We start from the raw sequence: 24,114 nt of genomic DNA on the forward strand, positions 1-24,114 counted from the left end.
GGGCCGGACGGGGTGACGACGTGCGGCTGTCGGTGGTGGTGCCCTGCTTCAACGAGGAGGCGTCGGTGGAGCGGCTGCACCGGCGGGTGACCGCCGCGCTGGCCGAACTGCCCGACGTCGACGTCGAGGTGGTGTACGTCGACGACGGGAGCGCGGACGGCACCCTCGCGGCGCTGCGAAGGCTGGCCGCCGGCGATCCGTCGGTGCGGTACACGTCGCTGAGCCGGAACTTCGGCAAGGAGGCGGCGATGCTGGCCGGCCTGGAACGCGCCACCGGGGACGCCGTGGTCATCATGGACGCCGACCTGCAGCACCCGCCGCGATTGCTGCCGGAGATGGTGGCGCTGTACCGCCAGGGGTTCGACCAGGTGATCGCCCGCCGGGACCGGCACGGTGACCGGTTCCTGCGGATGCTGGCCTCACGCTCCTTCTACCGCGTGGTCAACTGGTGGATCGACGTACGCCTGCTGGACGGGGCGGGCGACTTCCGGCTGCTGTCCCGGCTCGCGGTCGACGCCGTGCTGGCCATGCCGGAGTACAACCGGTTCTCCAAGGGACTGTTCTCCTGGATCGGGTTCCGGACGGTCGTGGTCGCGCACCGCAACGAGACACGTCACGCCGGGCGGAGCCGGTGGACGTTCGGCAAGCTCTTCAACTACGCGTTCGACGGTCTCCTGTCGTTCAACAACCGGCCGCTGCGGCTGGCCATCTACGGCGGCCTGTTCCTCACCCTGATCGCACTGGGATACATGGCCTGGGTCGTCGCCGACGCCGTCGAGAAGGGCATCGACGTCCCCGGCTACACCACGATCATCGTCAGCGTGATCGGCCTCGGCGGGATCCAGATGATGATCCTCGGTGTCATCGGGGAGTACATCGGCCGGATCTACTACGAGACCAAACGCCGTCCCCACTACCTGATCCAGGAGACGGAGAAAGCGGGCGGGGAACGGGCGCCGACCCTGAGCCCGCGGCCATAGGCTGGATGGATCGGGCCGGTGTTCGATGCCGGCCCCGCCCGGGGAGACCGCGATGTCCGAGAGCGCCCGCCGATCGGCTCCGGCCGGGTCCCGCGCCGACGACGGGTGGCTGGCCGACGTGGCCCGCGAGGCCAGCGCCGATGCCGGCGGCGTACCGGTGGAGCTGCTCGGCGACTATCTACGGCTGCTGACGGACGCGGCGGCGACCGGCCGCCGGCCGCGCCGCCGCGAACTCGACGCCGTGGGGGCGCTCGGCCGGCGCGCCGCCGAGCAGGGCGTGTCCGCGGGCCGGGCCGTCCGCCTCTACCTGTCCGCGGCGCGGCGGCTCTGGCGGCAGTTGCCCCAGCTGGACCGTTCGACCGACAGCGAGACGGTCCGCGCGGCGGCGGACGCCGTGCTGCACGTGGTCGACACCGCGGTGGCCACCCTCGCCGAGGGCTACGCGGCGGCCCGCCGGGAGCTGGTTCGTCGCGAGGAGACGCTGCGCCGGGAACTCGTCGACGACCTGCTGCGTGGTGACTCCGACCTCGGCGGGCTGGTGGAGCGCGCCGAGCCGTTCGGGCTGGATCTGGCGCGGGTGCACCAGGTGGCGCTCGCGGCACCGGGTCATCGGCTGCCGGACACCGAGGCGGCGATCAGCGCGCTGGAGCGGGTCATCTTCGACCGGTTGGGCGACCGGGACGTGCTGGTGGCCACGAAGGAGGGCCTGCTCGTGGTGATCGCCCCGGCGGACGCGGTGCCGCCCGACCGTGGTGACGGCGGGCCGGTGGCCGATCTGGGGCGGTTGATGCACGGCGAGTTGGACCGTCTGGTGCGGGGCCGGCCGTGGCAGGTGGCGGTGGGCCGCCCGCACCCGGGCCTGTACGGCATCGCACGCTCCTACGAGGAGGCCCGTGAGGCGCTGACCACGGCGCGGCGCCTGCACGCCGACACATCGGTGATCGACGCCCACGACCTGCTCATCTACCGGGTCCTGCTGCGGGACCAGGCGGCCATGGTGGACCTCGTGCAGGCGGTGCTGACTCCGCTGAGCCAGGCCCGGGGCGGCGCCGAGCCGCTGCTGGACACCCTCAACGAGTACTTCGCGTGCGGCGAGGTCGCCACGGAGGCGGCCCGCCGCCTGCACGTGTCCGTGCGGACCGTCACGTATCGGCTGGACCGGATCCGGGCGCTGAGCGGCTACCACCCCGCCGATCCCCGGGACAGGTTCACCCTGCACGCCGCCGTGCTCGGCGCACGGGCGCTGGACTGGCCGCGCCGGCCGTTGCCGGCCTGACGGGTCAGGCCCGGACGGCGACCATCTCCGGGAAGCCGAGCAGGGCGGCCAGGGCGTTCGCCTCGGCGCGGGTCAGGGTGAGGCTGATCATGCCGTCGGGGTCGTCCGGGTCGTCGTGGACGACGTCCCGGCGGTCGCCCGCCTGATACTCCACGATGCCGATCCGGCGGCCCTGTCCGGTGGTGAAGATGTGCCGGACGCCGATGCCCGGCAGCGTCGTGCGTTCGATGTTCACAGCGGAAGCTCCTTGCGGGACGGCTGCCCAGGGCCGGCCGGGAGCGGGTCGGCGCTACGGCAACGCGGTGGATGGTCGAGGGGCTGTCCCGAGGGCCGGCGGCGCCCGGTCGGCCGACCAGGCGGGCACGCAGCCCGCGATGGCGCGGTTCAGCCGGACCACGATGCACAACCCGAGCGCGCAGCCGGCACGAACCGCCGCGACGACAACCGCCAGCACGGCCAGCATCGACAGCGCGAGAGGCCGCTCGACGCCGGCGGGGTGCTGATGGCTCCGCATGCGGCCAACCATAGCCGCTGGGCACCGGCCCGAGGCCCGGCACAGGAACATCGCCGGCGACGGGATCGCCACGGCCACCAGCGGTGACGGCGGTCGGACTGCGGGCGATGGTGTTCTCCGGCGCCCGGCAACGAAGCGGGCTCTTGTTGGCCGGTCACGCGCAATGCCAACCCTCTGCTTCCGGGCGACGCTGGAGGTCCGACGCGTACCCGAACAGCGAGGAGGCGGTGATGACGACCCGCATGGCGGCTGCCCCGCCCGTGTTCGCCGGTCGTCCGCCGCTGTCCCGGCCCGGACCGGCCGGGATTCCAGGCACCTCCGGGACCGGAGCGTCGCCGCACTGCCCACGCCTCTGAGCGCCGGCGAGCGACGCCGTCGAGCGCACCGGCCGGACGGCCGGAGACCCGCCCATCGCACCCCACCCGTCCATCGGACGGGTGTATCTCAACCCGGAAGAGGTCGGTATGTCCGGCAACGTCACGTCCGCTCACCTCCCGGCGCGTACCGGAATCCTGGTCGGCCGGTCCCACACCACCCGCCCGGCGGTGGCCGTCGGCCCCGAGCCGGTGGCCGTGGACCTCGGCAGCGCCCAGCTGCGGATCTGGCTGGGACCCGGCGGCCTGCTGAGCGTCCCGGTCGGCCAGGGCCTGCGGGCACCGGTCGTGCGGCGAGGACGGGTCGTCGACGGCCCGGGCTGCGCGACCGAGCTGCGGCGGCTCCTGCGCGACCACCGCACCCCGGTGCCGGTGGGTGCGCTCGTCGTGGCCTGCCGTCCGGTCCTCGCCACTCCGGCCGACCAGGAAGCGACACGCCGCGTCCTCAACGCGGTCCTCGCGCCGTCCCGGCTGCTCTTCGTCGACAGCGTGCGTGCGGGCGCCATCGGTGCCGGCGCCGCCGCCGGCACCCTGCTGCTCGCCGACATCGGCGCGCAGCTCACCGAGGTGGCCCTGCTGGAGGAGGGCCGGGTGGTCGCCGCCCGGCGCGCCGAGGTGGGCACGCGCGACCTGAACCACGCGGTGACCGCCGCCATGCTGGCCGAGACCACGACCCGGCTGATCCGCGAGCTGCGGCAGGAGCCGGCGGTGCGGCCGCTGGTCCGCACCGCCCTGGCCCGGGGCCTGGTCGTGGTCGGCGACGGAGCGACCCGGCCCGACCTGACCGCCCGGCTGGTCGCCACGCTCGGCGCGACCGTGCACCGCGCCGCCGCACCGCGCACCGCCGCGCTGACCGGCGCCGGTATGGCCGCCGTCGCGGCGACCCGACACCCGGCAAGCGACTGAACCCGCCGTGCTTCCAGAAAGGACACCGACCATGACGCACACCCTCGACGACCGCACCGAGCTGCTGCGCGAGCTGCTGGAACGCCAGTTCACCGAGCACACCGACCAGCTCACGGAACTCACGCTGCAGTCGCGGCAGCGCGAGCACGGCGGCCACGACCCGGACACCCTGCGCCGGCTCGTCGAGGTGGCCCAGCGGGGCATCGCCGACACCGCCCAGGCGCTGCGGCGGATGTCCGAGGGCACCTACGGCATCTGCGAGGGCTGCGGCCAGGACATCCCGACGGCCCGGCTGGAGGCCCGGCCCTCCGCCCGCTACTGCGTACCGTGCCAGCAACGGAGCTGACCGGGCGCCCGGAGAGTTGGGATCGCGGCATCCATCAAAGGGATTTGATGTACCCTCGGAATCGTGAGTGCGTCCGGGCGAGCCGCCCCAGCGTTCCTGCGGTTGGCCGCTCATCCGTTGCGCTGGCGGCTGCTGACCGAGCTCGCCGGCGCTGACCTGCGGGTCCGCGAGCTGGTTACGCTCACCGGCGAGCCGCAGAACCTGGTCTCCTACCACCTGCGGCTGCTGCGGGACGGCGGTCTGGTCACCGCCGCCCGCAGCAGCTTCGACGGCCGCGACAGCTACTACCACCTCGATCTGGACCGCTGCGCCGAAGGGCTCGCGGGCGCCGGCACGGCCCTGCACCCGGCCCTTCGTCCGGGCGGCGGCGCGACGCAGCCCACCCGCGCTCGGCGGTCGCCCCGCCTCGCCGTGCTGTTCGTCTGCACGGGCAACAGCGGCCGCTCACCGATCGCGGAGGCCCTGCTCCGCCGGCACACCGCGGGACACGTCGCGGCGATCAGCGCCGGGAGCCGGCCGGCGGCACGGCTGCATCCCGGCGGCGTGCGGGTGCTGCGCGAGCGGTACGGCATCGACGTCGCCGATCAGCGCCCACGCCATGTGGACACACTGACCGGACGCCGGTTCGACTACGTGATCACCCTGTGCGACCGGGCCCGCGAGGTCTGCCCCGAGTTCCCGCGGCAGCCGCGCCGCATCCACTGGAGCATCCCCGACCCCGCCGCGGCCGGCGACAGCGAGCAGGCGGGCCACCCGGCCTTCGTCCGCGCCGCGGCCGACATCGACACCCGCATCCGCCACCTGCTACCCGTCCTCGAGCAAAGGGGGTTCACGCCATGACCGGAAGCCACGGGTACGCCAGCGTCCGCTACCTGGTTGACGACGTCGCGGCAGCCGTCGACTTCTACACCACCCACCTCGATTTCCAGCTGGGCGCCGACGCCGCACCCGCCTTCGCCGAGGTGCTCCGCGGCCACCTGCGACTGCTGCTGTCCGGGCCCGCCAGCTCGGGTGCCCGGGCCACCCCCGAGGACGCCGCCGCTCCCGGCCGCAACCGCATCCACCTCACCGTCGACGATCTGGCCGCCGAGATCGAACGGCACCGAGCGGCCGGACTGCCGTTCCGCAGCGAGGTCGTGGCCGGCCCGGGCGGGCAGCAGATCCTGCTGGCCGACCCCGCCGGCAACCTGATCGAACTGTTCCAACCGGCCGCGCCGGCGGACTGAGCGGGAAATTCCCGGACCGCTCGGGAGCCTGCGCCCGTGCCACCCGGGAACGACGGCCCGCACCCTTTCGAGACAGGACAGCTCGGAAGGAGAACCCGATGCGTACGTTGATCGAGAGACTGGCCCGGCTCCCGCTTGGCGCTGTCGGCCTCGCCATCACTGCCTGCGCGGTGATGGCCGCCGGACATGTGCTGCTGGTGCGGCACGTCCACGAGACGGGCGGCGAGGAGTGGCCGCAGTGGGTGGCCCGGCTGACCATCGAGACCTACTGGGGGTTGCTGCCGCTGGCGTTCCTGGCGCTGTGGGCCCGGCGGCGGCAGGGCACCGGCCGGCTGGGCCGGGTCGGCGCGGCACTGCTGGCCTTCGGGCCGGTCACGGCGCTGCTCATCGCGCTCGCCGCCGTGATCTGGGGTGGGATCCTCGGCCGTGGCGACCTGCCCGCCTCGGTGATGTCGCTCGAGTCGCTCTTCTACGTCATGATGCTCGGCGTGCTGGTGACCGGCCTGGCCTTCGTGCTCGACCCCGGCGTGCGCTGGTGGGGCGCCATCCTGATCGTCGGCCTGCTGGCGGATTTCGTCATGCCCCTCGCCCTGTCCGCCGTCTACGCCGTGTTCGGGCTCCTGCTGCTGGTCAGCGCACTCCGGTCGCACCGCGGGGGCGTTCCGGTCGAGCCGGCCGTCCAGCCGGCCCGCTGAGGAGGTACGCGATGAGCGGAGCTGCGGTGACGGCGGGCGCGGGCCACCGGAGGGGGAGCCTGCGCGCGGGCGCCGTCACCGCAGTCTTCGCCCTGGCCGCCGTCACCGGCGGGTTGCTCGTCATCGTCGCCGGGCCGGGCGGCAACTGGACCCTGGCCAGCAACGTCGTCCACAGTTTCCTGCTGCTGGCGGCCGGCTGGTGGCTGCTGCGCAGCCCCGACGGCCGGCCCGTGGGCGGCCTGCTGCTCGGTGCCGGGGCCTCCGGCGCGGGCGCGGTGTTCGCGGCCGGCTGGACCGCGCTCGGCTGGCCGGGCTGGCAGGTGGCGGCCTGGGTGCAGCTGTGGCTGTGGGCGCTGTTCGTCGTGCCGCTGTTCACGGTGCTGCCGGGCATCTTCCCGGACGGGCGGCCACCGACGCCGGCCTGGCGCTGGGTGCCCTGGCTGGGCGTCGCGGCCACCGCCGTCACCGTCCTCGACGGCGCGCTCGGGCCCGGCCCGCTACCGGCCGGGGAGCAGCCGGCACCGGCCAACCCGCTGGCGGTCGGCTTCTCCGCCGCACTGGCCCTCGCCTCGGCGGTCGCGGTCGGCGCCGCCGTTCTGGCCGCGCTCGCCAGCCTCGCCGTCCGCTGGCGGCGCGGGAACCGTACACAGCGCCAGCAGCTCAAGTTCCTCTGGTACGCGGTGGCGCTGGTGATCACCATCGAACTGGTGGGCGGGCTCATGCCGCGCCCGGTGGCCCAAGCCGGCTACTTCCTCATCCCGGTACTGCTGGTCGGCGCGATCGCGCTCTCCGTCCGCCGGTACCGGCTGTACGACATCGACCCGTTCATCCGGCGCAGCGTGGTCCTCGCCGCGCTCACCGCGCTGATCTTCGCGGTCTACCTCGGCGTGGTCTCGGTGCTGGGCACCGCGGTCGGCCCGGCGCCCGGGCTCGCGCTGATCGCGTCCGCCGTCGTGGCCGCGACCGCGGACCCGGTACGGCGGCGGGTGCAGCGGGCGGTCACCCGCTGGCTGTTCGGCCAGCGGGAGGAGCCGTTGGAGGCGCTGGCCGCGCTGCGCGGGCAGTTACGGGCCGTCGCCGACCCGGCGGAACTGCCCGGGACCACCGCCACCGTGGTGGCCCGCGCGCTGCGCGCCCCGTACGTGTCGGTCCGGCTGCTCGCCGACGGCGTGAGCGAGGAGGTGGCCCGGGTCGGCGCGCCGCTCGGCGATCCCTCGGTGGAGGTGCCACTGGAGTGGCACGGCGAGCTGGTGGGGACACTCACGGTCGGCCCCCGCGTGCCGGGCGAGCCGTACGCCCGCGCCGACCTGGCGTTGCTGACCGAGCTGGCGCACGGGATCGGGTCGGCGCTGCACGCCGTCCGCCTCGCGACCGAGCTGCGGGTGGTCCAGGAGCGGGCGGTGCACGCCCGCGCCGACGAACGCCGCCGCCTTCGACACGACCTGCACGACGGCCTGGGGCCGCTGCTGTCGGGCATCGGGCTGGCGCTCGACGGGGTGCGTCGGGACGCCGGTGTGGACGGTCAGCTCGCCGCCGACCTCCAGGTCATCTCCGGGCAGGTACGCTCGGCGGCCACGGCGGTCCGCCGCATCATCGACGCCATGCAACCCGCGGCGGTGGCCGACCTCGGCCTGGTCCGGGCGGTCGCCGAGCACCTCGACCGGTGCGCGGCGCTGCACGGGGCGCCGCAGTTCCGCTACGTCCACCGGAACATGGCGGACGCCGACCTGGCGCCGGCCGTCGCGGAGGCCGCGTACCTGGTCGTGCTGGAGGCGGTGGCGAACGTGCTGCGACACGCCCACGCCGCCACCTGTACGGTGTCGCTGACCGGGGGCGGCGGGCTCGGGGTGAAGGTGGACGACGACGGCTGCGGCATCGGTGAGCGGTACGTCGCCGGGGTCGGGACGGGATCGATGCGACGACGGGTACGGGAGCTGGGCGGCCAGTTCGAGCTCGCTCCCCGCCCGGGTGGCGGCACCCGGGTGGCGGCGTTCTTCCCGGCCGGAGGGCGCCGATGAGCGACCTGCGAGTGGTGATCGCCGACGACCACCACGTGTTCCGGATGGGGCTGCACCGGCTCCTCGACAGCGTGCCCGGGATCGCCGTGGTGGCCGAGGCCGCGGACACCGCTGGGACGGTGGCGACGGTCCGTGAACACGATCCCGACGTGGCGATCATCGACCTGCACATGCCCGGCGGAGGCGGGGTCGACGCCACCGCACAGATCCGCAGCCAGAGTCCGCGGACCCGGGTCCTGGTGCTCACCATGCACTCCGACCACGTCATGGTCCGCCAGGCGGTCCGCGCCGGCGCGCGAGGTTACCTGCTCAAGGACGCCGAGCCCGAGGAGATCATCGGTGCGGTCCGCGCCGTCCACGCCGACCAGGCCATCTTCGACTCGGGAGTCGCCGACCGGATGCTCGCGGCGCTCACCGAGACCGGCCCGGCCAGAGCATTCCCGCAGCTCACCGACCGGGAGTTCGACATCCTCGCGCGGATGGCCGCCGGGCAGTCCCACCAGGCCATCGCGGCCCGGACCGGGATCAGCATGAAGACCGTGCAGAACCACGTCTCGAACATCCTGCTCAAGCTCGGCGTCGCCGACCGGGCGCAGGCGGTGGCCCGGGCACGCGACGCGGGCGTGCACCGGCCGGGCTGACGGGCCACCTCAATCAGCGGCGGCGGCGATCGCCAGCAGTTCCGCTGCGAGGGCGGTCGGGGTGCGGCCCAGCCAGAGGGCGTGCAGCGGTCGGGTCAGTGCGAGGCCCTCGACCCGGAGCTCGACCAGTTCTCCCGCCGCGACGGCGGGCGCCGCTGCGCGCGCGCTGATCACACCGACGCCACCACCGGCGCGGACCGTGGCGAGGATCGTGGTGGTCGAGCCGAGGCTGATGGCGTGCGGCAGCGACGGCGCGAAGCCGAGGGCGTGCTCGATCGCCTTCAGGAACGTGTCGCGGGTGCCGGAGCCCGGTTCCCGTAGCAACAGTGGCTGATCGGCGAGATCGGTGGGCCGTAGTGCGCGCCAGGCGTGGGCGGCGAGGGGGTAGCTGGTGGCGACGACCAGGGCGAGCCGGTCGTCGCCCACGATGCGGGCGGTCAGGTCGGCGGGGATGCCGGGTGCCTCGACGAACCCGAGGTCGGCCGCACCCGACCGGACGGCCTCCACGACGCCGTGGCTGTTCGCCACGCCGGCCGAGATGTCCAGCCCGGGATGGGTGCGGCGCAGGCTCAGCAGCCAGGCCGGCAGCAGGTACTCGGCCACGGTGAGGCTCGCCGAGATGCGCAGCCGCGCCTGCTGGTCGGCGCGCAGGGTCCGCACTCCGTCGGCGAGGGTCTGCGCGGAGTCGATGACGGTGCGCGACCAGGCGACGACCGCCTCGCCGGCGGGCGTGAGAAGGCTCCCGCGCCGCGAACGCACCAGCAGGGGTACGCCGAGCCGTCGCTCCAGCTTCGCCAGCCGCGCGCTGGCGCTGGGCTGGGTGATCCCGTGCGCCTGCGCCGCGCGCCCGACGCTTCCCGTCTCGGCGACGGACAGCAGCAGGTCGAGCGCCGGCAGGTCGCTTATCCAGGGCGGCAGTGGCATCCCGCGCAGTCTGTCACAGGCGCTTCGCCGTCCGGCTCGTTCCGCACCTCGTCATCGGGTGGGCAGCCACTGCAGGCCCAGGCTGGTGAAACTGACCGCGGCCCAGAGGATCAGGCCGAGGAGCAGCGGCCGGGCGCCGGCGCGGCGGAGTGCGGCCACGTCGGTGGAGAGGCCGACGCCGGCGAGGGCGACCGCGATGAACAGCGGCGTCACGTGGCGCAGGGCGGCCTGGGCGGGGCCGGGGATCAGTCCACCGGTGTTCAGCGCGGCCACGGCGAGGAAGGCGACCAGGAACCAGGGCACGAGGGAGGCGGCGAGCCGGGCCTTCGCCGTCTCCGGCAGGTCGGCGCGGCGGCGGTTCAGGGTGGTGAGGACGAGGACCACCGGGATGATCATCAGGGTGCGGACGAGCTTGACGACCACGGCGTAGCCGACGGCGTCCTGGCCGTACACGCCCGCGGCGGCCACCACCGAACTGGTGTCGTTGACGGCGGTGCCCGCGAAGAGCCCGAACGCGTGCGCGTCCAATCCCAACGCGTGCCCGAGCGGCGGAAAGACCAGTACGGCGGCCACGTTGAAGAGGAAGATCGTCGAGATCGCGTACGCCACGTCGTTGCTCTTCGCCCGGATCGCCGGTGTGGCGGCCGCGATGGCGGAGGCGCCGCAGATGCCGGTGCCGACGCCGATCAGCGTGCGCAGATCGCGGGGAACGCCGAGCCGCCGGCCCACCACGCGGGCCAGCAGCAGACACACCCCGAGCGTGCCCAGCATCACCGGCAACGACTCCGCGCCCACCGACAGCACCTGACTGAGCGACAGCTGAGCGCCGAGAAGAACGACCGACACCTGCAGCACCAGGCCCTTGGCCAGGTGCAACCCCGGCGCCATCGCCGTGGAGCGGCGCCGCGCCAGCGGGCTCAGCACAGCTCCGGCGACGACGGCGAAGACGGGCGCGCCGACCACGGGGACCAGTGCGCCGGCAGCCGCCGCGGCGAGCCCCAGCACCACCGCCGCGCCGAGCCCGGTGGCCTGGACGGGTGCCCGGCGACGGCTGGGCGGATCAGCGAGAACGAGCACCGTTCCAGGCTTCGCGCGGGCGGCACTCTCCGGTAGGGAGCATTTCGCGACAGCCGTCATAGCCGATGCCTATGACCGCAGGCTCCTGCCGCGGTGCGCGCGGCCGTCGCGGCGGTCGGTGGCTACTCGAAGGTGAGCTGCTCGCTGCGGCGCGGCATCAGCAGCACCGCGCCCAGCCCGAGCACCGCGAGCACGGCCAGCGCGATGAAGACGTGATGCGTGGCGTCGTACAGCGACGCGCGGACGTAGTCGGCCACCGCCGGCCCGGTGGACTGGCTGTGCCCGCCGAGCACGAGGCTCGTGGCGTCCACGTGCTCGGGCAGCCGGGCGCCGACCTCCGCCGGCGGATGCGCGAAACGGTCGGCGAGGGTGGCGTTGGCGATCGCCCCGAAGACCGCCGCGCCGACCGCGCTGCCCAGTGACCGGCTGAACATGTTGGCGCCGGTGACCACGCCCCGGCGGTCCCAGCCGACCACGGACTGCACGGCGACCAGGGTCGGGCTGGCGGTCAGGCCGAGTCCGACACCGAGCACGAAGGCCGCCGCGGCGGCCGCCCACACCGCCGAGTCCGGCCCGAGCAGTGTGGTCAGCGCAGCGCCGGTGATCACGAAGACGCCGCCGACCAGGGCGGTGTCCCGGAAGCCGATCCGCAGGTAGAGCCGCCCGGCGAGGCTGGCCGCCAGCGGCCAGCCGACCGACAGCGCCGCGAGGGCGAATCCGGCCACCAGCGCGCTGGTACCGAGCACGCCCTGGGCGTACGTGGGCAGGTAGGAACTCAGGCCGATGGTGAGCGCCCCGACGCACAGCGCGGTGAGGCTGCCTCCGGCGAGCACGCGGCGGCCGAACACCCACAGCGGCAGTACGGGCTCGGCGGCGCGCCGCTCCACGCCGACGAACGCAGCGAGCGCCACGGCGGCGGTCAGGAGGATCGTCACGCTCTGGACGGACGCCCAGGGCCAGGCCACGCCACCTTGGAGAAGCCCGAGGATGAGGAGTCCGAATCCGACGGTGAGCAGGGCCGCGCCCGCGTAGTCCACGCGGTGCCGGGCGCGGGTGATCCGCTCGGTGAAGTGACGGGCGAGCGCCCACGCCGCCACCGCGCCGAGCGGCAGATTGATGTAGAAGATCCACCGCCAGGACAGGTACTCGGAGAAGACACCACCGAGGGTGGGGCCGAGCACCGCGGAGATGCCCCAGACGCTGGCCAGGTAGCCCTGCACCCGGGCGCGTTCCGCCACCGTGTAGAGGTCGCCGACGATCGTCATGCTCATGGGCTGCACGGCGCCCGCCCCGATGCCCTGGACGGCCCGCGCGACGATCAGGGCGGGCATGCTCCACGCGACGCCGCACAGGATCGAGCCGAGCAGGAAGAGGGCGATGCCGACGAACATCACGGGCTTGCGCCCCAGCGAGTCGGCGAACTTGCCGTAGATCGGCACCGTGACCGCCTGGGTGAGCAGGTAGATCGAGAACAGCCACGGGAACTGCGAGAAGCCACCGAGGTCGCGCACGATCGACGGCACCGCGGTGGCGATGATCGTGGAGTCCAGGGCGACCAGGCCGGTACTGAGCATGATCGCGGCGAGCACCGGGCCGCGATCGGAACGGAAGCCGACGCTCGTCGCCGTCGGGTCAGCGTCCGCCGACCCCGGACCGCTGCCGGCCGCAGGTGTCGCCACCATGCACGCCACTCCTCCGCTGAGCAGGTAAGCCGTCCAGGTCAACCTCTCGTACGCCGAGCGATACCCGGATCGTGCCCGCTCCCGGTGAGATCTGCACCACTCGTGGCACGCCGATCGCGCGGGGAGGCCGCGGTTACGGCCTCCCCGCGCCGGATCAGCGGGTGAGCGCGCCGGACTCGGTGGGCAGGCCCGCACCCACCCAGTCCTCGATGCCCTCGGCGTACTTCCGCACGTCGGTGTAGCCGAGCGCCGTGAGGCGGTCGGCCACCCGGCCACTGTTCGGGCAGGCCGGGTTGGAGCAGTAGGTGACGACGGGCGCGTTCCGGTCCGGCAACAGCTCGCCGGCCCGGGCGGCCACGTCGGCCTCGACCAGCGGGACGGCGCCGGGCAGGTGCTGCCGGGCGTAGTACTCGCCGCCGAGAGCGTCGACGACCGTCACGGTCCCGGCCTCGATGGCGGTACGCAGCTCCTCGCGGGTGATGCGGGCAGTCATGACAACCTCCAGAGAAGTGGACTACAGTCCGGTTATGCCTCGGAACGTTAGCGGACCGCAGTCCGGTTACGCCACTCCCCCGGCCGAACTCGTCGAGTTACGTACGACACCCCCGCGCGAGCGGGCGGACGCCGCCCGCAACCGCGCCGCCGTGCTGGACGCCGCCGCGACCCTCTTCCGCGAGCACGGCGTCGAGGGTGTGTCCATGGAGGCGGTCGCCGCCGCCGCGGGAGTCGGCAAGGGCACCCTGTTCCGGCGCTTCGGGGACAAGGCGGGGCTGGCAACCGCCCTCCTCGACACCCAGGAACGCGCGCTGCAGGAGGCGATCCTGTTCGGCCCCGCGCCGCTCGGGCCCGGCCCGGCCGAGGCGTCGCCGCCGGCCCGGGAGCGGCTGCACGCCTTCGTCGAGGCGTACCTGGACTACCTTCTCGGCCACCTCGACCTGGTCCGCATCTCGGAAACCGCCGCGCCCGGCGCCCGCTACCGGATCGGGGCGTACCGGTTCTGGCACCGGCACGTGACCCTGCTCCTCGCCGGCCGTCCGGATCCGGTCGCCGACGCGCACGCCCTCCTCGCCACGCTCGCCGCCGAGCACGTACGGGCGGTCCTCGACGACATCGGGGCGGACCGGCTACGGGCGGCGACACTGCGGCTGGCCGCCGCGCTGACCACCTGACCGTCACCGCCGTGCGCCCCGCACGGCCGGCCGGGTCGTCCCGGACCGCCGGCCCGGTTCACGCCGTGACGATCACGCGCAGGTTCCGGGGCCCGTGGACGCCCTCGACCCGGTTGAGCTCGATGTCGCTGGTGGCGGACGGTCCGCTGATCCAGGTGAGTGGCCGGTGCGGGGTGACCCGGGCGAGGGCGTCCGGCACGGTGGCGACGACCTGATCGGCCCGCACCACGCACACGTGCACGTCCGGCAGCAGTGTGATGAGCCGGCGCCCCTGGTCCGGGCCCCCGTCGAGCACGATGGTGCCGGTCTCGGCCACGGCCACCGCCGCCGCCGTGACCACCCCGTCCGCGGCGGCGACACGGCCCGGTGGCAGGTCGTCGTCCGGCACGGCACGGACGCTGCCGGGCAACCAGTGCCGGGGCAGGCCGGGTGGCACCACGGCCTGCCGGCCGCCGAGCACCTGATCGACGATCCGGGCCACGTCCGTGTCGGCGCACCGGTAGACGGTGGCCCGGTAGTCGGCGATCCGGCCCACGAACAGGTCGAGGTCGGCGGCGACGCCGCCGGCGGGCCGGTAGTCCCGTGGTACCTCGGCCGGGGCCGGCCGGGGCTCGCCGAGGGCGGCGCGCAGCCGGCCGAGGATGACGTCCCGCGCGGTCACCGCTCCGCCCACCACTGCCGGAACGTCTGCGGCGGCGGCTCCGGCAGGTCCCGGCCGGCGGTCCAGCCGGACAGCGGCGGTGGCAGGCCGCGACCGCGCGGGCCGGCGAGCCGGCTGAGCCGCGCCGCACGCTGCGCGGCCGCGTACAGCGCCGGGTGGTCCATGGTGTACGCGGCCGCGGCCATCGCCGCCGCCTCCGCGCGCGGGTGCGGGGCCTCGGCGCGCAGGTGCACCAGGATCGACGGGATGTCGATCATGACGGGACAGGCGTCGTAGCAGGCGCCGCAGAGCGACGAGGCGTACGGCAGCGAGGCGTTGTCGGCGACACCGGTGAGCTGCGGCGAGAGCACCGCCCCGATCGGCCCCGGATAGACCGAGCCGTACGCGTGCCCGCCCGTGCGCTCGTACACCGGGCAGACGTTCAGGCAGGCCGAGCAGCGGATGCAGTGCAGCGCCTGCCGGCCCACCTCGTCGGCGAGCACCGCGCTGCGCCCGTTGTCCAGCAGCACCAGGTGGAACGCCTGCGGGCCGTCGCCGGGCGTGACGCCGGTCCACATCGAGGTGTAGGGGTTCATCCGCTCCCCCGTCGACGCCCGCGGCAGGAGTTGGAGGAACACCTCCAGGTCCCGCCAGGTGGGGAGCACCTTCTCGATGCCCATGACGGTGATCAGCGTCTCCGGCAGGGTCAGGCACATCCGCCCGTTGCCCTCGGACTCGACGACCGCGAGCGTGCCGGTCTCGGCCACGGCGAAGTTCGCGCCGGACACGGCCACCCGCGTACTCAGGAACGTCTCCCGGAGGTGCCGCCGCGCGGCGGCGGCGAGGGCGGCCGGTTCGTCGGTGAGCCCCGGGTCGACGCCCGGCATCGCCCGCAGGAAGATCTCGCGGATCTCGGCCCGGTTGCGGTGGATCGCCGGCACCAGGATGTGGCTGGGCCGGTCACGTCCGAGCTGGACGATCAGCTCGGCCAGGTCGGTCTCGACCGGCTCGATCCCGGCCGCCTCCAGCGCCTCGTTGAGGCCGATCTCCTGCGTGGCCATCGACTTGACCTTCATGACCCGGTCGGCACCCGCCACGCGGACCAGCTCGGTGACGATCCGGTTGGCCTCGACGGCGTCGGCGGCCCAGTGCACCGTGCCGCCGGCCTCCGTGACCGCCGCTTCCAGCTGCACCAGCAGCTCGGGCAGGCGGGCCATGGTGTCGGTCTTGATCGCCCGGGCGGCGGCGCGCAGCTCGGGCCAGTCCGGCACCTCGTCGATCACCGCCCCCGACTTGCCGCGGATCGTCGTGGTGGCGTGCCGCAGATTCCGGCGGAGCTGCGCGTCACCCAGCGCCCGGCGGGCCGCGGCCGGGAACGGCTCGTCGCCGCGCAGGTGACCGACGCCGGGCGGGGCGGTCGCCGGCATGCCGAGGAAGGTGGCCCCACGACCGGTGGCCCCCGCCGGCCCGCCCGGCGCCGTCACCGGGCCACCCCCGCGACGTCCCGGCCCACGCCACGGGCACCGGCCTCGGTGCTGGCCAGGATCTCCGCGAGGTGCACCGTCCGTACCCCGGTACGCAGGCGGGACAGCCCGCCGCCGATGTGCATGAGGCAGGAGGCGTCCCCGGCGGTGCACACGTCAGCCCTCGTGGCGAGCACGTTGCGCATCTTGTCCGCCAGCATCGCCATCGAGGTGTCCGCGTTCTTCAGCGCGAACGTGCCGCCGAAGCCGCAGCACTGCTCCGCCTGCGGCAGCTCCACCAGGTCCAGACCACGCACCTCGCGCAGCAGCCGCAGCGGCCGGTCCCCGACCCGGAGCACCCGCAGCGAGTGACAGGTCGGATGGTAGGTCACCCGGTGCGGGTAGTACGCCCCGACATCGGTCACCCCGAGCACGTCGACCAGCAGTTCCGACAGCTCGTACGTCCGCGCGGCCACCTCCTCCGCCCGGCTCGCCAGCCGCTCGTCACCGGCCCGGCGCGCCACCGTCGCGTGCTGGTGCCGCACCGACCCCACACAGGAGCCGGACGGCGCCACCACCACGTCGTACGGGGCGAACACGCGGACGTGCCGGCGGACCAGCCGCAGCGCCTCGTCCGGGTAACCAATGTTGACGTGCATCTGCCCGCAGCACGTCTGATCCTCCGGGAAGACCACCTCGTGACCCAGTCGCTCCAGCAGCCGTACCGTCGCCGTGGCGGCCGCCGGGAAGAGGGTGTCGGCGAGGCAGGTAACGAACAGGGCGATCCGCATCGTCAGCCACCCATCCTGTCGGCGGCGGCCCGCCGGGCCGCCTGGCACCTGCAGGAGAATGGTACCGAGTGCGCCGGCCCCGACCGGTCCCGCGAGACACCGGGGCGCGAAGCCGGCGACGATCGCCCATCCGAACGGAGAGCCGGCCGTGACAACCGACCCACAGGACATCATTCACCTGCGGCGCTGCGTGGCGCTCGCCACGGAGGCCCTGGCCGCCGGCGACGACCCGTTCGGGTCCCTCCTGGTCGGTCCGGACGGAGACGTGCTGGCAGAGGCGCGGAACCGGGAAATGTCCTCGGCGGACCCCACGGCGCATCCCGAGCTCGCCCTGGCGCAGTGGGCGGCCGGACACCTGCCACCAGCGGTGCGGGCCGCCGCGACCGTCTACACCTCGGGCGAGCACTGCCCCATGTGCGCGGCCGCCCATGCCTGGGTGGGGCTCGGCCGCATCGTCTACGCCGCATCGAGTTCGCAGCTCGCCGCCTGGCGCGCGGGCTGGGGACTGCCGGCCGGGCCCGTGGCCGTCCTTCCCGTCACCGCCGTCGCGCCGGCCCTCGCGGTTGCCGGCCCGGTCGCGCCACTCGACGAGGAGATGCGGCTCCTGCACGAACGCGCCGCGAACCGGCGAGCCGCAGGGTAGCGGGACGGCTGGTCCCGCCGGACCGACGTGGTGACGTTTCAGAGTGCACTCCGGTGGGGCAGATATTCGTGACCGACCATCTGAGGATCAGGAGGCACGGCGATGGCGAAGGGCGACATCGAGACGTATCCGCAGGGCGACCAGTGGAAGAACCGCCCCGAGGGCAACCAGCGCGCGAGCAGCGTCCACGACACGAAACAGGAGGCGGAGGCGGCCGGCCGGGAGATGGCCAAGCAGCGCGACGCCGAGCATGTGATCAAGAAGCAGGACGGCACCATCGGCGAGAAGAACACGTACCCGCGCAGCCGCGACCCCCGCGAGATCCCCGGCTGAGCGTCCCCGGATCCGGCGAAGGCCGTCATCCCGTGGGGTGACGGCCTCTGCCGTGTGGAGGACATGTCCGTCGTGGCTCTCGCAGGGGAGATGATCTACGCTCAGCACCAGTGCCACGGCGCGGTGCGCCCGGCCGCGCCGCCGGACCCTGCGAAAGATGCGATCATGACCAGCTCCGACCTCCCCGCCGCGATCCAGACGTTCGTCGACGCCACCAACCGCGCCGACTCGGAGGCCTTCGTCGCGGCGTTCACCGACGACGCGTACCTCAACGACTGGGGCCGTGAGTTCCACGGCCGCGACGGCGTGCGCTCCTGGGACCGCACCGACAACATCGGGGTGCAGTCGCACTTCGAACTCGTCGAGGTCCAGCCCGGCACCGACGCGGACAGCTACATCGTCACGCTCAAGGTCTCGGGCAACGGCTTCAACGGCACCGGACCGATGACGTTCCACCTCCGCGACGGCCTGATCGCGAGCCTGCGCATCAGCTGACCGGCGGGCGACGGCTCCCGCGGGAACCGGGACCGGAAGCAGTTCAGGCGACGGAACCCTCGTCGGAGCCCCTTTCATCCAGGAAGAGTCCGAGGGCCTCGACGACGAGGCGGTGGTCGTCGAGTTGGGGCAGTCCGGAGACGGTGACGGTCCCGACCGGTCCGGTGCCCCTGAGGATGATCGGGAAGCAGCCGCCGTGCGCGGCGTACCGGGCCGCGTCGAGGTGGGACTGCTCCTCGAAGGTGGTGCCGCGGTCGCGGTAGGTCTGGCCCACGAGGTAGGAGCTGTGCCCGAACCGGCGGACGACGCGGATCTTGCGCTCGATCCAGTCGTCGTTGTCGGCCGAGGTGCCGGGCAGTGCGTAGTGGAAGATCTGGTGGTCACCGAGGCGGATGTCGACGGTGACCGCGTGGCCGCGCTCTCTGGCCAGGCCCACCAGGCGAGTCCCCAGGGCCCAGGCGTCGTCATGGTCGAAGCGGTCGAACTGGAGGCGTTCTTCCTGCTCCCGGAGCTCCGGCGTCACGGCGTACCGTTCCCTTCCTCGATCGTCAGGACGATCTAAGCAGAGGAAGCACCGGCGCACGGTGTCGGAGTAGAAAGTCCCGCACGTCCTCAGGCGTTCGAGGGGCCGAACCAGCGGCGCAGGTAGGCACGTAGGCCGGTCAGGTCGGTGCCGCCTGCGCGGTAACCGACGTGCCCGTCCGGCCGCACCAGATAGGCGGCATGTGCGCCGGGATCGACGCCCAGCCGGCGCAGCACCCGGTCGTCAGCCTCGGGCGCCCCGACCTTGCCGCCAAGGTGATGTGCGGTGAGCCGCCCGCGGTGGCGCCGGGTCAGGTCGTCGATCTCGTGCGCGGGCCAGCCGTCGGGTGGGCCGCAGAGCAGCAGGTGCCAGCCGGGCGCGGCGGTGAGCCGGTGCAGCGAGCCGCCGACGGCAAGGGGGGCGTCGGGCAGCCGGTCCCCGGCCCGCGGACCCTTCGGCGGCGCCTGCCGGCCGTCCGTGGACAGCGGGCTGCGGCGGTAGCGGATGGCAAGCTGAGCGACCGTGCGGAACGCCGTGGCCCGCACGAACCGGGGCGCGAGGACCGCCGGCAGCAGGGTCGGTGCGAGCCGGGTGCGGGCGAAACGGACCAGCGGGTTGGTGGTCGTGGCGACGGTGAAGGCCCGGTCGCTGAACCGGAGCACCATCCGGCCGACCGGCGCCCGCTCCGCGTGGTAGCTGTCCAGCAGCGCCGGGTCGGCGTCGCCCTGCAGCGCCTGGGCCAGTTTCCAACCGAGGTTCACCGCGTCCTGGATGCCGGTGTTCATGCCCTGCGCGCCGGCCGGGCTGTGGATGTGCGCGGCATCCCCGGCCAGGAACACCGGTCCGGCCCGGTAGGCGGTGGCGGCCCGGTGGTGCAGCCGGAAGTTCGTCGCCCACACCGGGTCGTGCAGCCGCAGGGCGCCGCCCGCGTACGCGTCGGCCAGCGTCTGCAACTCGGCCAGGTGGACCGGCGCGGTGGGCGGGGTCGCGTCGTTGGCGGGTCGCATCGCCACCATCCGCCAACCGGCCGGACGCCCGAGCGGGAAGAGGAACATCAGCCCCCGCCCGGCGAGGAAGGCGTGCGCCCCGCCCGGTTCGACGCCGTCGACCTCCAGGTCGGCCAGCACGAACGTCTGCGGGTAGGCGGCCCCCTCGAAGCCGATCCCGGCGAACTGCCGCACCGCGCTGTGCGCGCCGTCGCACCCCACCACGTATCGGGCCGGCACCCGCTCGACGCGGCCGTCCCGGTCGCGCAGCGTCGCCACCGCCGCCCGACCGGTGGGGTCCAGCCCGACCAGCTCGACACCGCGTTCGACACCCACGCCGAGCCTGGCCAGGTACTCGCCGAGCAGCCGCTCGGTCTCCGCCTGCGACAGAAACAACAGATACGGGTACGCGGTGTCGGGCAGGCCCAGGTCGAACAGCGGCACGGAACGCTGCCGCCGTCCCGCATGCACGATCAGCCGGACCGCCGGGTTGCCGGCCGCCACCATCCGGTCGGCCACGCCGAACCCGGCAAGGACCTCCAAGGTACGGGGCTGGACCCCGAGCGCCCGGGACTCCCGCACCCGGTCGATCGCCCGGTCGACCAGCCGCACCCGCACGCCGTGCCGGGCGAGCTGCGCGGCCATGGTGAGGCCGGTCGGCCCCGCGCCGACCACAAGCACTTCCACGTCCGAGCCCACAGCGCCCGTCATCGGCAGCTCCCTGGGCCGGCGGTCGGGAACCGTCGCCGGCACGGGTCAGGGTAGCGCCAGGTCAGCCCTGACCGCTGGTCGAATCGTCGCCCGTGGCGGCGGCTCAGTCTCAACGGCGGCCGTCAAGCGAGCGCGCGGTGGGCAGGGTCTCTCGGTCGGGCGGGCGTGTTCCTGCCCGGGGTTCTCGGTTGGGTCAAGGCTCACCGCAGGTGAGCGCGTAGTGGCTTGGCATGCTGGCCCTCGGTCGGCAGCCTCTCAGGCGCGTGCGCCAACCCCTCGCCGATCCCCTCAACCCGACTCACTCGCCCACGATGGCCTCGCAGCGCAGACACGCCGTGAAGGCCTCGTGCCCCGCACTTCGAGCGCTCGTCGATGAACCACTATTCGTGCACAAGCCAAAAGAAGCCTGTTGGGGTTCTAGACGCCTCGGCTTCCAACACCTCGAAACCGGGCTTGACCTGGACTTCGCAGATGTCGGGGCGCTGACCGCGAGGGCGGAGCCGTCAGGCTGAGCGGCTGTCCGAGTTTGTCACGGACCGGGTTGCCGGCCCGGTCACCGGCGATCGTCGCCGACGCCCTCGCGCGGACGTGCCTGTAGCCGTCATCGGCAAAGTCATCGCCGTACTGCTGTCCCCCGGGCATCACCGCGAACAGCATCCCAAGCGGCGCCAAGATCCGGTTGGCGGGATACCCGCCGGGTCGGGGCTCCGGGCCGGGCTGATCCTCCCGGCCTGGAGCCCCACCGGGTCAGGCCGTCGCCATCTGGCGGACGTGTCTGCCCTCGGCGAACTCCTCGACCATCTTGGCGCAGAAGGCCGGAAGGTCGCTGGGGCTGCGGCTGGTGACCAGGCCGTTGTCGACCTGTACCTGCTGGTCCACCCAGTTCCCGCCCGCGTTGCGGATGTCGGTGCGCAGGCTGGGGAACGAGGTGACGGTCCGGCCATTGACCATCCCGGTCTCGACCAACGACCAGGGGCCGTGGCAGATCGCCGCCACCGGCTTCTGTTGCTCAAAGAACGCCCGGACGAAGTCCATCGCCTGCGGGTTCATCCGGAGCCGGTCGGGATTGACCGTCCCGCCCGGCAGCAGCAGGGCGTCGTAGTCGGCCGCATTGGCCTCGTTCACGGTCCGGTCCACCCGATAGCGGTTGGCCGGGTTGATGTCCTGGTTCATTGACTGAATCTCGCCGGAATTCAATGAGATCAGGTGGACCTCGGCCCCCGCCTGCTCCGCGGCGGCCCGGGACTGGGTGTACTCCACGTCCTCAACCCCGTCGGCGGCGAGGCAAGCGACTCGTTTGCCGGTCAGTGGCTGCTGGCTCTGCGCCATTTTTGCGGCCTTCCCTTCGCGGCGCCGCCCCCTCGGCGGCGCATCGTTCGCTCGCGGTCGCCTTCCCGGTGATGGCACCGGGAAACAGGCCACCGAACGCCACTCGAGGGCGGACAATCCGCCTATACGCCCGCCGCTCACAGAGGGCCTGCGCGGAGGAAGGTCGCGCTACGAGACTGCTTCCTGTGGCAGCGGGTAACGCACTCAACCCATTGGTACCCAGGCTCCCGAAAGGCCGCCATGACCCTCGCTGCCGCCGCGATCGAGCTGCCATCCGGCCAGACCATGCCCGTACTCGGCCAGGGAACCTGGTACCTGGGCGAGCGCCCCGGAAGGCGGCAGGACGAGTTAGCCGCCCTACGCGCGGGGCTCGACCTGGGCATGACCATGATCGACACCGCCGAGATGTACGGTGACGGCGCCTCCGAGGAACTCGTCGGCGAGGCGATCACCGGACGACGCGCCGACGTCTTCCTGGTCGACAAGGTGGTGCCGTCCAACGCCAGCCGACGGGGAACCGTGCAGGCCTGTCGCCGCAGCCTGCAACGACTCGGCGTCGACCACATCGACCTCTACCTCCTGCACTGGCGCGGCACACATCCACTCGCGGACACGATCGAGGCGTTCGCCGAACTCGTCGACGCCGGTGACATCGGGCAGTGGGGCGTGAGCAACTTTGATCTTTCCGACATGACGGATCTACTCGAGGCGGGCGGGAACTCCTGCGCGACCAACCAGATCCTGTACAACCTCACCCGCCGGGGTCCCGAGTACGACCTGCTGCCGTGGCTACGCGAGCACCGAATCCCGGTGATGGCGTACTCGCCGATCGAGCAGGGCAGACTGCTCGGCCATCCCCAGGTCGCGGAGGTCGCCGCCCGGCACGAGGCCACGCCCGCTCAGGTGGCGCTGGCCTGGCTACTGCGGCAGGACAGGGTTGCGGCCATCCCTCGATCGTCCAACCCGGAACACACCCGGGAGAACGCGGAAGCTCGCGACCTGCAGCTGAGCGAGGAGGATATGGCGGCACTCGACACGGCGTTCCCACCGCCGGCCGGCCCGCAACCGCTGGAGATGCTGTAGCGTCGCGGATCGGCGGACGGGCGTCTACATGGAGTCGGGCGGGGCGCCGACCGGCCCGGTCAGGTGCCGACCCGGCGGGGCTGGAGCTGTCCCGTCCCCGGCCCGGTCAACTGCCAGAACTCCTGGGGCAGCTGGTCGACCAGGTCTCCGTACTCCTTCGCGCTGGCCGACTCACGGAGGGTATCCAGCACCGCCCGTGCGGCGTCGGTGGCCACCTGGCGATCCACCCCGGCCCGTGACTGCACCCGTTGGAAGAATTCGGCGAGCCCGAACCGTTCCGGATCTTCAGTGGGCCTGTCCACCAGCCCTCGCAGCTCCTCCGGGAGCTGAGAAGCGAGGTCCCTCGCCTGGCCGCCAGTGATCCGTTCTGCCAACGTCTCGAGCGTGGCCCGGGTGATCGGTTCCGCCTGCCCCGGCGGAACCTTCGGTCGCGCTGCCACGGACTGGATGAACTCGGTGTAGTTCACCTGGGATCCCCTCTCGAACCTGATTGCGGCGGGTACCCGCGCCCGCCGGGGTGAAACGGCGGTCCGCCCGCGCTCAGCCGGATGGTGGCGGAGGGCGGTGGCTGATCCGGCGGGTCACCCGGAACTGGTACAGGCCCGCGCTGGTGATGCCGTAGAAGGCCGGCAGGAGGAGGAAGATGGCGAGGCCTACCAGCGGCGTCACCAGGTAGCCGAGCACCCCCGCGAGGGCGTACAGGAGGACTCCGGCGAGGGCCCGGATCCGCTCGACGCGGAAGAACTCGTGCTTGACCTGTTCCTTCAGCAGGTCGGGGTGCCGGGCCAGGTAGTGGTAGAACGCCAGCCACGTCGCGCACAGCGACGCGCCGATGAGCGCGTAGAAGGCGATGCCCACGCGCTGGTCGGCGTTGTCGTGCTCCTGCAGGGCGTGCGACACGACGATGGTCGGAAACGGCAGCAGCGCCGTGGTGAACAGCACCAAGAGGTTCATCCAGTGCAGGCCGCGATCAGTCTGCTGGATGCGGTTGAATGCCGCCTTGTGGTTGAGCCAGACGACGGCCACGTACGAGTAGGACGCGAGATACGCGACGTATGCCGGCCACTGGCTGAGCAGTCCGGACAGGAGGTGGCCGGGCGGGACGTCCGGCACCCGGAGGTCCAGGACCAGCAGCGTGATGATGATGGCGAAGATGGCGTCGCTGAACGCCACGGCACGGCTGGTGTCCGACCTCGTGCCGAGGTCTGTTTCGGGCCCGGTCACCGAGCGCGCCTACCCAGGGGCGTCCGCGGCAAACAACCGACCGGCCGAACGCCGGCGGACCAGGA

28 protein-coding genes are annotated in these 24,114 nt (G+C 73.2%); 14 read left to right on the forward strand and 14 right to left on the reverse strand.

Annotated elements, in window-relative coordinates; translation table 11 throughout:
* The first annotated feature begins 20 nt into the window (after nucleotides 1-20).
* Nucleotides 21-980, forward strand: a complete 960-nt coding sequence (locus GCE86_RS14780) for a glycosyltransferase family 2 protein (RefSeq protein WP_154227510.1) — start codon at nucleotides 21-23, stop codon at nucleotides 978-980.
* A 52-nt stretch (nucleotides 981-1,032) separates the two neighbouring features.
* Complete coding sequence (locus tag GCE86_RS14785) at nucleotides 1,033-2,256, forward strand: PucR family transcriptional regulator (protein ID WP_154227511.1); 1,224 nt, start codon at nucleotides 1,033-1,035, stop codon at nucleotides 2,254-2,256.
* Nucleotides 2,257-2,260: 4 nt separating this feature from the next.
* Here GCE86_RS14785 and GCE86_RS14790 read toward each other — a convergent pair whose 3' ends face one another.
* On the reverse strand, nucleotides 2,261-2,491 hold the full coding sequence (locus GCE86_RS14790; protein ID WP_154227512.1) for a cation:proton antiporter regulatory subunit: 231 nt from the start codon (nucleotides 2,489-2,491) through the stop codon (nucleotides 2,261-2,263).
* 54 nt (nucleotides 2,492-2,545) lie between these two features.
* Entirely contained in the window at nucleotides 2,546-2,770 is a 225-nt protein-coding gene (locus tag GCE86_RS14795; RefSeq protein ID WP_154227513.1) for a hypothetical protein, read from the reverse strand.
* A gap of 464 nt (nucleotides 2,771-3,234) precedes the next feature.
* Here GCE86_RS14795 and GCE86_RS14800 point away from each other — a divergent pair, with 464 nt between their 5' ends.
* The 7 genes from GCE86_RS14800 (at nucleotide 3,235) to GCE86_RS14830 (ending at nucleotide 8,976) form a co-directional block, all read left to right on the forward strand.
* On the forward strand, nucleotides 3,235-4,050 hold the full coding sequence (locus GCE86_RS14800; protein ID WP_154227514.1) for a rod shape-determining protein: 816 nt from the start codon (nucleotides 3,235-3,237) through the stop codon (nucleotides 4,048-4,050).
* A gap of 31 nt (nucleotides 4,051-4,081) precedes the next feature.
* Nucleotides 4,082-4,396, forward strand: a complete 315-nt coding sequence (locus tag GCE86_RS14805) for a TraR/DksA family transcriptional regulator (RefSeq protein ID WP_154227515.1) — start codon at nucleotides 4,082-4,084, stop codon at nucleotides 4,394-4,396.
* 63 nt (nucleotides 4,397-4,459) lie between these two features.
* Complete coding sequence (locus GCE86_RS14810; RefSeq protein WP_154227516.1) at nucleotides 4,460-5,236, forward strand: arsenate reductase/protein-tyrosine-phosphatase family protein; 777 nt, start codon at nucleotides 4,460-4,462, stop codon at nucleotides 5,234-5,236.
* The gene (locus tag GCE86_RS14815; RefSeq protein ID WP_154227517.1) at nucleotides 5,233-5,622 is read left to right on the forward strand and encodes a VOC family protein; all 390 of its coding nucleotides are present in this window, start codon (nucleotides 5,233-5,235) and stop codon (nucleotides 5,620-5,622) included. Before GCE86_RS14810 ends, GCE86_RS14815 begins: the two co-directional genes overlap by 4 nt.
* A gap of 98 nt (nucleotides 5,623-5,720) precedes the next feature.
* Nucleotides 5,721-6,317 carry a hypothetical protein gene (locus GCE86_RS14820; RefSeq protein WP_154227518.1) on the forward strand — a complete coding sequence of 199 codons (597 nt, stop codon included), beginning with the start codon at nucleotides 5,721-5,723 and terminating at the stop codon, nucleotides 6,315-6,317.
* 11 nt (nucleotides 6,318-6,328) lie between these two features.
* Nucleotides 6,329-8,335 carry a sensor histidine kinase gene (locus tag GCE86_RS14825; protein WP_154227519.1) on the forward strand — a complete coding sequence of 669 codons (2,007 nt, stop codon included), beginning with the start codon at nucleotides 6,329-6,331 and terminating at the stop codon, nucleotides 8,333-8,335.
* On the forward strand, nucleotides 8,332-8,976 hold the full coding sequence (locus tag GCE86_RS14830) for a response regulator transcription factor (protein ID WP_154227520.1): 645 nt from the start codon (nucleotides 8,332-8,334) through the stop codon (nucleotides 8,974-8,976). Before GCE86_RS14825 ends, GCE86_RS14830 begins: the two co-directional genes overlap by 4 nt.
* Before the next feature lie 9 nt (nucleotides 8,977-8,985).
* Here GCE86_RS14830 and GCE86_RS14835 read toward each other — a convergent pair whose 3' ends face one another.
* The 4 genes from GCE86_RS14835 to GCE86_RS14850 form a co-directional block, all read right to left on the reverse strand.
* Nucleotides 8,986-9,900, reverse strand: coding sequence for a LysR substrate-binding domain-containing protein (locus GCE86_RS14835; protein WP_154227521.1), 915 nt, complete (start codon nucleotides 9,898-9,900; stop codon nucleotides 8,986-8,988).
* 51 nt (nucleotides 9,901-9,951) lie between these two features.
* On the reverse strand, nucleotides 9,952-10,977 hold the full coding sequence (locus GCE86_RS14840) for a YeiH family protein (RefSeq protein WP_244317296.1): 1,026 nt from the start codon (nucleotides 10,975-10,977) through the stop codon (nucleotides 9,952-9,954).
* Nucleotides 10,978-11,099: 122 nt separating this feature from the next.
* Nucleotides 11,100-12,659 carry an MDR family MFS transporter gene (locus tag GCE86_RS14845; RefSeq protein ID WP_154227523.1) on the reverse strand — a complete coding sequence of 520 codons (1,560 nt, stop codon included), beginning with the start codon at nucleotides 12,657-12,659 and terminating at the stop codon, nucleotides 11,100-11,102.
* Nucleotides 12,660-12,813: 154 nt separating this feature from the next.
* Nucleotides 12,814-13,152, reverse strand: coding sequence for a rhodanese-like domain-containing protein (locus GCE86_RS14850; RefSeq protein WP_154227524.1), 339 nt, complete (start codon nucleotides 13,150-13,152; stop codon nucleotides 12,814-12,816).
* Between the two features lie 34 nt (nucleotides 13,153-13,186).
* Between GCE86_RS14850 and GCE86_RS14855 the strand changes: the two genes are divergently transcribed.
* Entirely contained in the window at nucleotides 13,187-13,828 is a 642-nt protein-coding gene (locus tag GCE86_RS14855; protein ID WP_154227525.1) for a TetR/AcrR family transcriptional regulator, read from the forward strand.
* A gap of 58 nt (nucleotides 13,829-13,886) precedes the next feature.
* On the opposite strand, the gene GCE86_RS14860 is transcribed toward GCE86_RS14855, so the two are convergent.
* From GCE86_RS14860 to GCE86_RS14870, 3 genes are read right to left on the reverse strand one after another with little or no spacing between them, the layout of a single operon-like run.
* Complete coding sequence (locus GCE86_RS14860) at nucleotides 13,887-14,489, reverse strand: LutC/YkgG family protein (protein WP_244317297.1); 603 nt, start codon at nucleotides 14,487-14,489, stop codon at nucleotides 13,887-13,889.
* Complete coding sequence (locus GCE86_RS14865) at nucleotides 14,486-15,895, reverse strand: lactate utilization protein B (protein WP_154227527.1); 1,410 nt, start codon at nucleotides 15,893-15,895, stop codon at nucleotides 14,486-14,488. Before GCE86_RS14865 ends, GCE86_RS14860 begins: the two co-directional genes overlap by 4 nt.
* A 53-nt stretch (nucleotides 15,896-15,948) precedes the next feature.
* Entirely contained in the window at nucleotides 15,949-16,722 is a 774-nt protein-coding gene (locus GCE86_RS14870) for a (Fe-S)-binding protein (RefSeq protein ID WP_154227528.1), read from the reverse strand.
* Nucleotides 16,723-16,870: 148 nt separating this feature from the next.
* Here GCE86_RS14870 and GCE86_RS14875 point away from each other — a divergent pair, with 148 nt between their 5' ends.
* The 3 genes from GCE86_RS14875 (at nucleotide 16,871) to GCE86_RS14885 (ending at nucleotide 18,193) form a co-directional block, all read left to right on the forward strand.
* Nucleotides 16,871-17,365, forward strand: a complete 495-nt coding sequence (locus GCE86_RS14875) for a nucleoside deaminase (protein ID WP_244317298.1) — start codon at nucleotides 16,871-16,873, stop codon at nucleotides 17,363-17,365.
* Between the two features lie 102 nt (nucleotides 17,366-17,467).
* A complete protein-coding gene (locus GCE86_RS14880) occupies nucleotides 17,468-17,698 on the forward strand; it encodes a DUF2188 domain-containing protein (RefSeq protein WP_154227530.1) in 231 nt (76 codons plus the stop codon).
* A gap of 165 nt (nucleotides 17,699-17,863) precedes the next feature.
* Nucleotides 17,864-18,193, forward strand: coding sequence for a nuclear transport factor 2 family protein (locus GCE86_RS14885; RefSeq protein ID WP_154227531.1), 330 nt, complete (start codon nucleotides 17,864-17,866; stop codon nucleotides 18,191-18,193).
* A gap of 43 nt (nucleotides 18,194-18,236) precedes the next feature.
* Here GCE86_RS14885 and GCE86_RS14890 read toward each other — a convergent pair whose 3' ends face one another.
* The 3 genes from GCE86_RS14890 to GCE86_RS14900 form a co-directional block, all read right to left on the reverse strand.
* Nucleotides 18,237-18,716, reverse strand: a complete 480-nt coding sequence (locus tag GCE86_RS14890; RefSeq protein WP_154227532.1) for a heme-degrading domain-containing protein — start codon at nucleotides 18,714-18,716, stop codon at nucleotides 18,237-18,239.
* 89 nt (nucleotides 18,717-18,805) lie between these two features.
* Entirely contained in the window at nucleotides 18,806-20,413 is a 1,608-nt protein-coding gene (locus GCE86_RS14895) for an FAD-dependent monooxygenase (RefSeq protein ID WP_154227533.1), read from the reverse strand.
* A gap of 747 nt (nucleotides 20,414-21,160) precedes the next feature.
* A complete protein-coding gene (locus tag GCE86_RS14900; RefSeq protein ID WP_154227534.1) occupies nucleotides 21,161-21,742 on the reverse strand; it encodes a type 1 glutamine amidotransferase domain-containing protein in 582 nt (193 codons plus the stop codon).
* 240 nt (nucleotides 21,743-21,982) lie between these two features.
* Between GCE86_RS14900 and GCE86_RS14905 the strand changes: the two genes are divergently transcribed.
* A complete protein-coding gene (locus GCE86_RS14905; protein WP_154227535.1) occupies nucleotides 21,983-22,825 on the forward strand; it encodes an aldo/keto reductase in 843 nt (280 codons plus the stop codon).
* 59 nt (nucleotides 22,826-22,884) lie between these two features.
* On the opposite strand, the gene GCE86_RS14910 is transcribed toward GCE86_RS14905, so the two are convergent.
* Complete coding sequence (locus GCE86_RS14910; protein WP_091321083.1) at nucleotides 22,885-23,292, reverse strand: DUF2267 domain-containing protein; 408 nt, start codon at nucleotides 23,290-23,292, stop codon at nucleotides 22,885-22,887.
* Between the two features lie 73 nt (nucleotides 23,293-23,365).
* On the reverse strand, nucleotides 23,366-23,998 hold the full coding sequence (locus tag GCE86_RS14915; RefSeq protein WP_154227536.1) for a TMEM175 family protein: 633 nt from the start codon (nucleotides 23,996-23,998) through the stop codon (nucleotides 23,366-23,368).
* Between the last annotated feature and the right edge of the window lie 116 nt (nucleotides 23,999-24,114).

Source organism: Micromonospora terminaliae (assembly GCF_009671205.1).
Classification (GTDB): domain Bacteria; phylum Actinomycetota; class Actinomycetes; order Mycobacteriales; family Micromonosporaceae; genus Micromonospora; species Micromonospora terminaliae.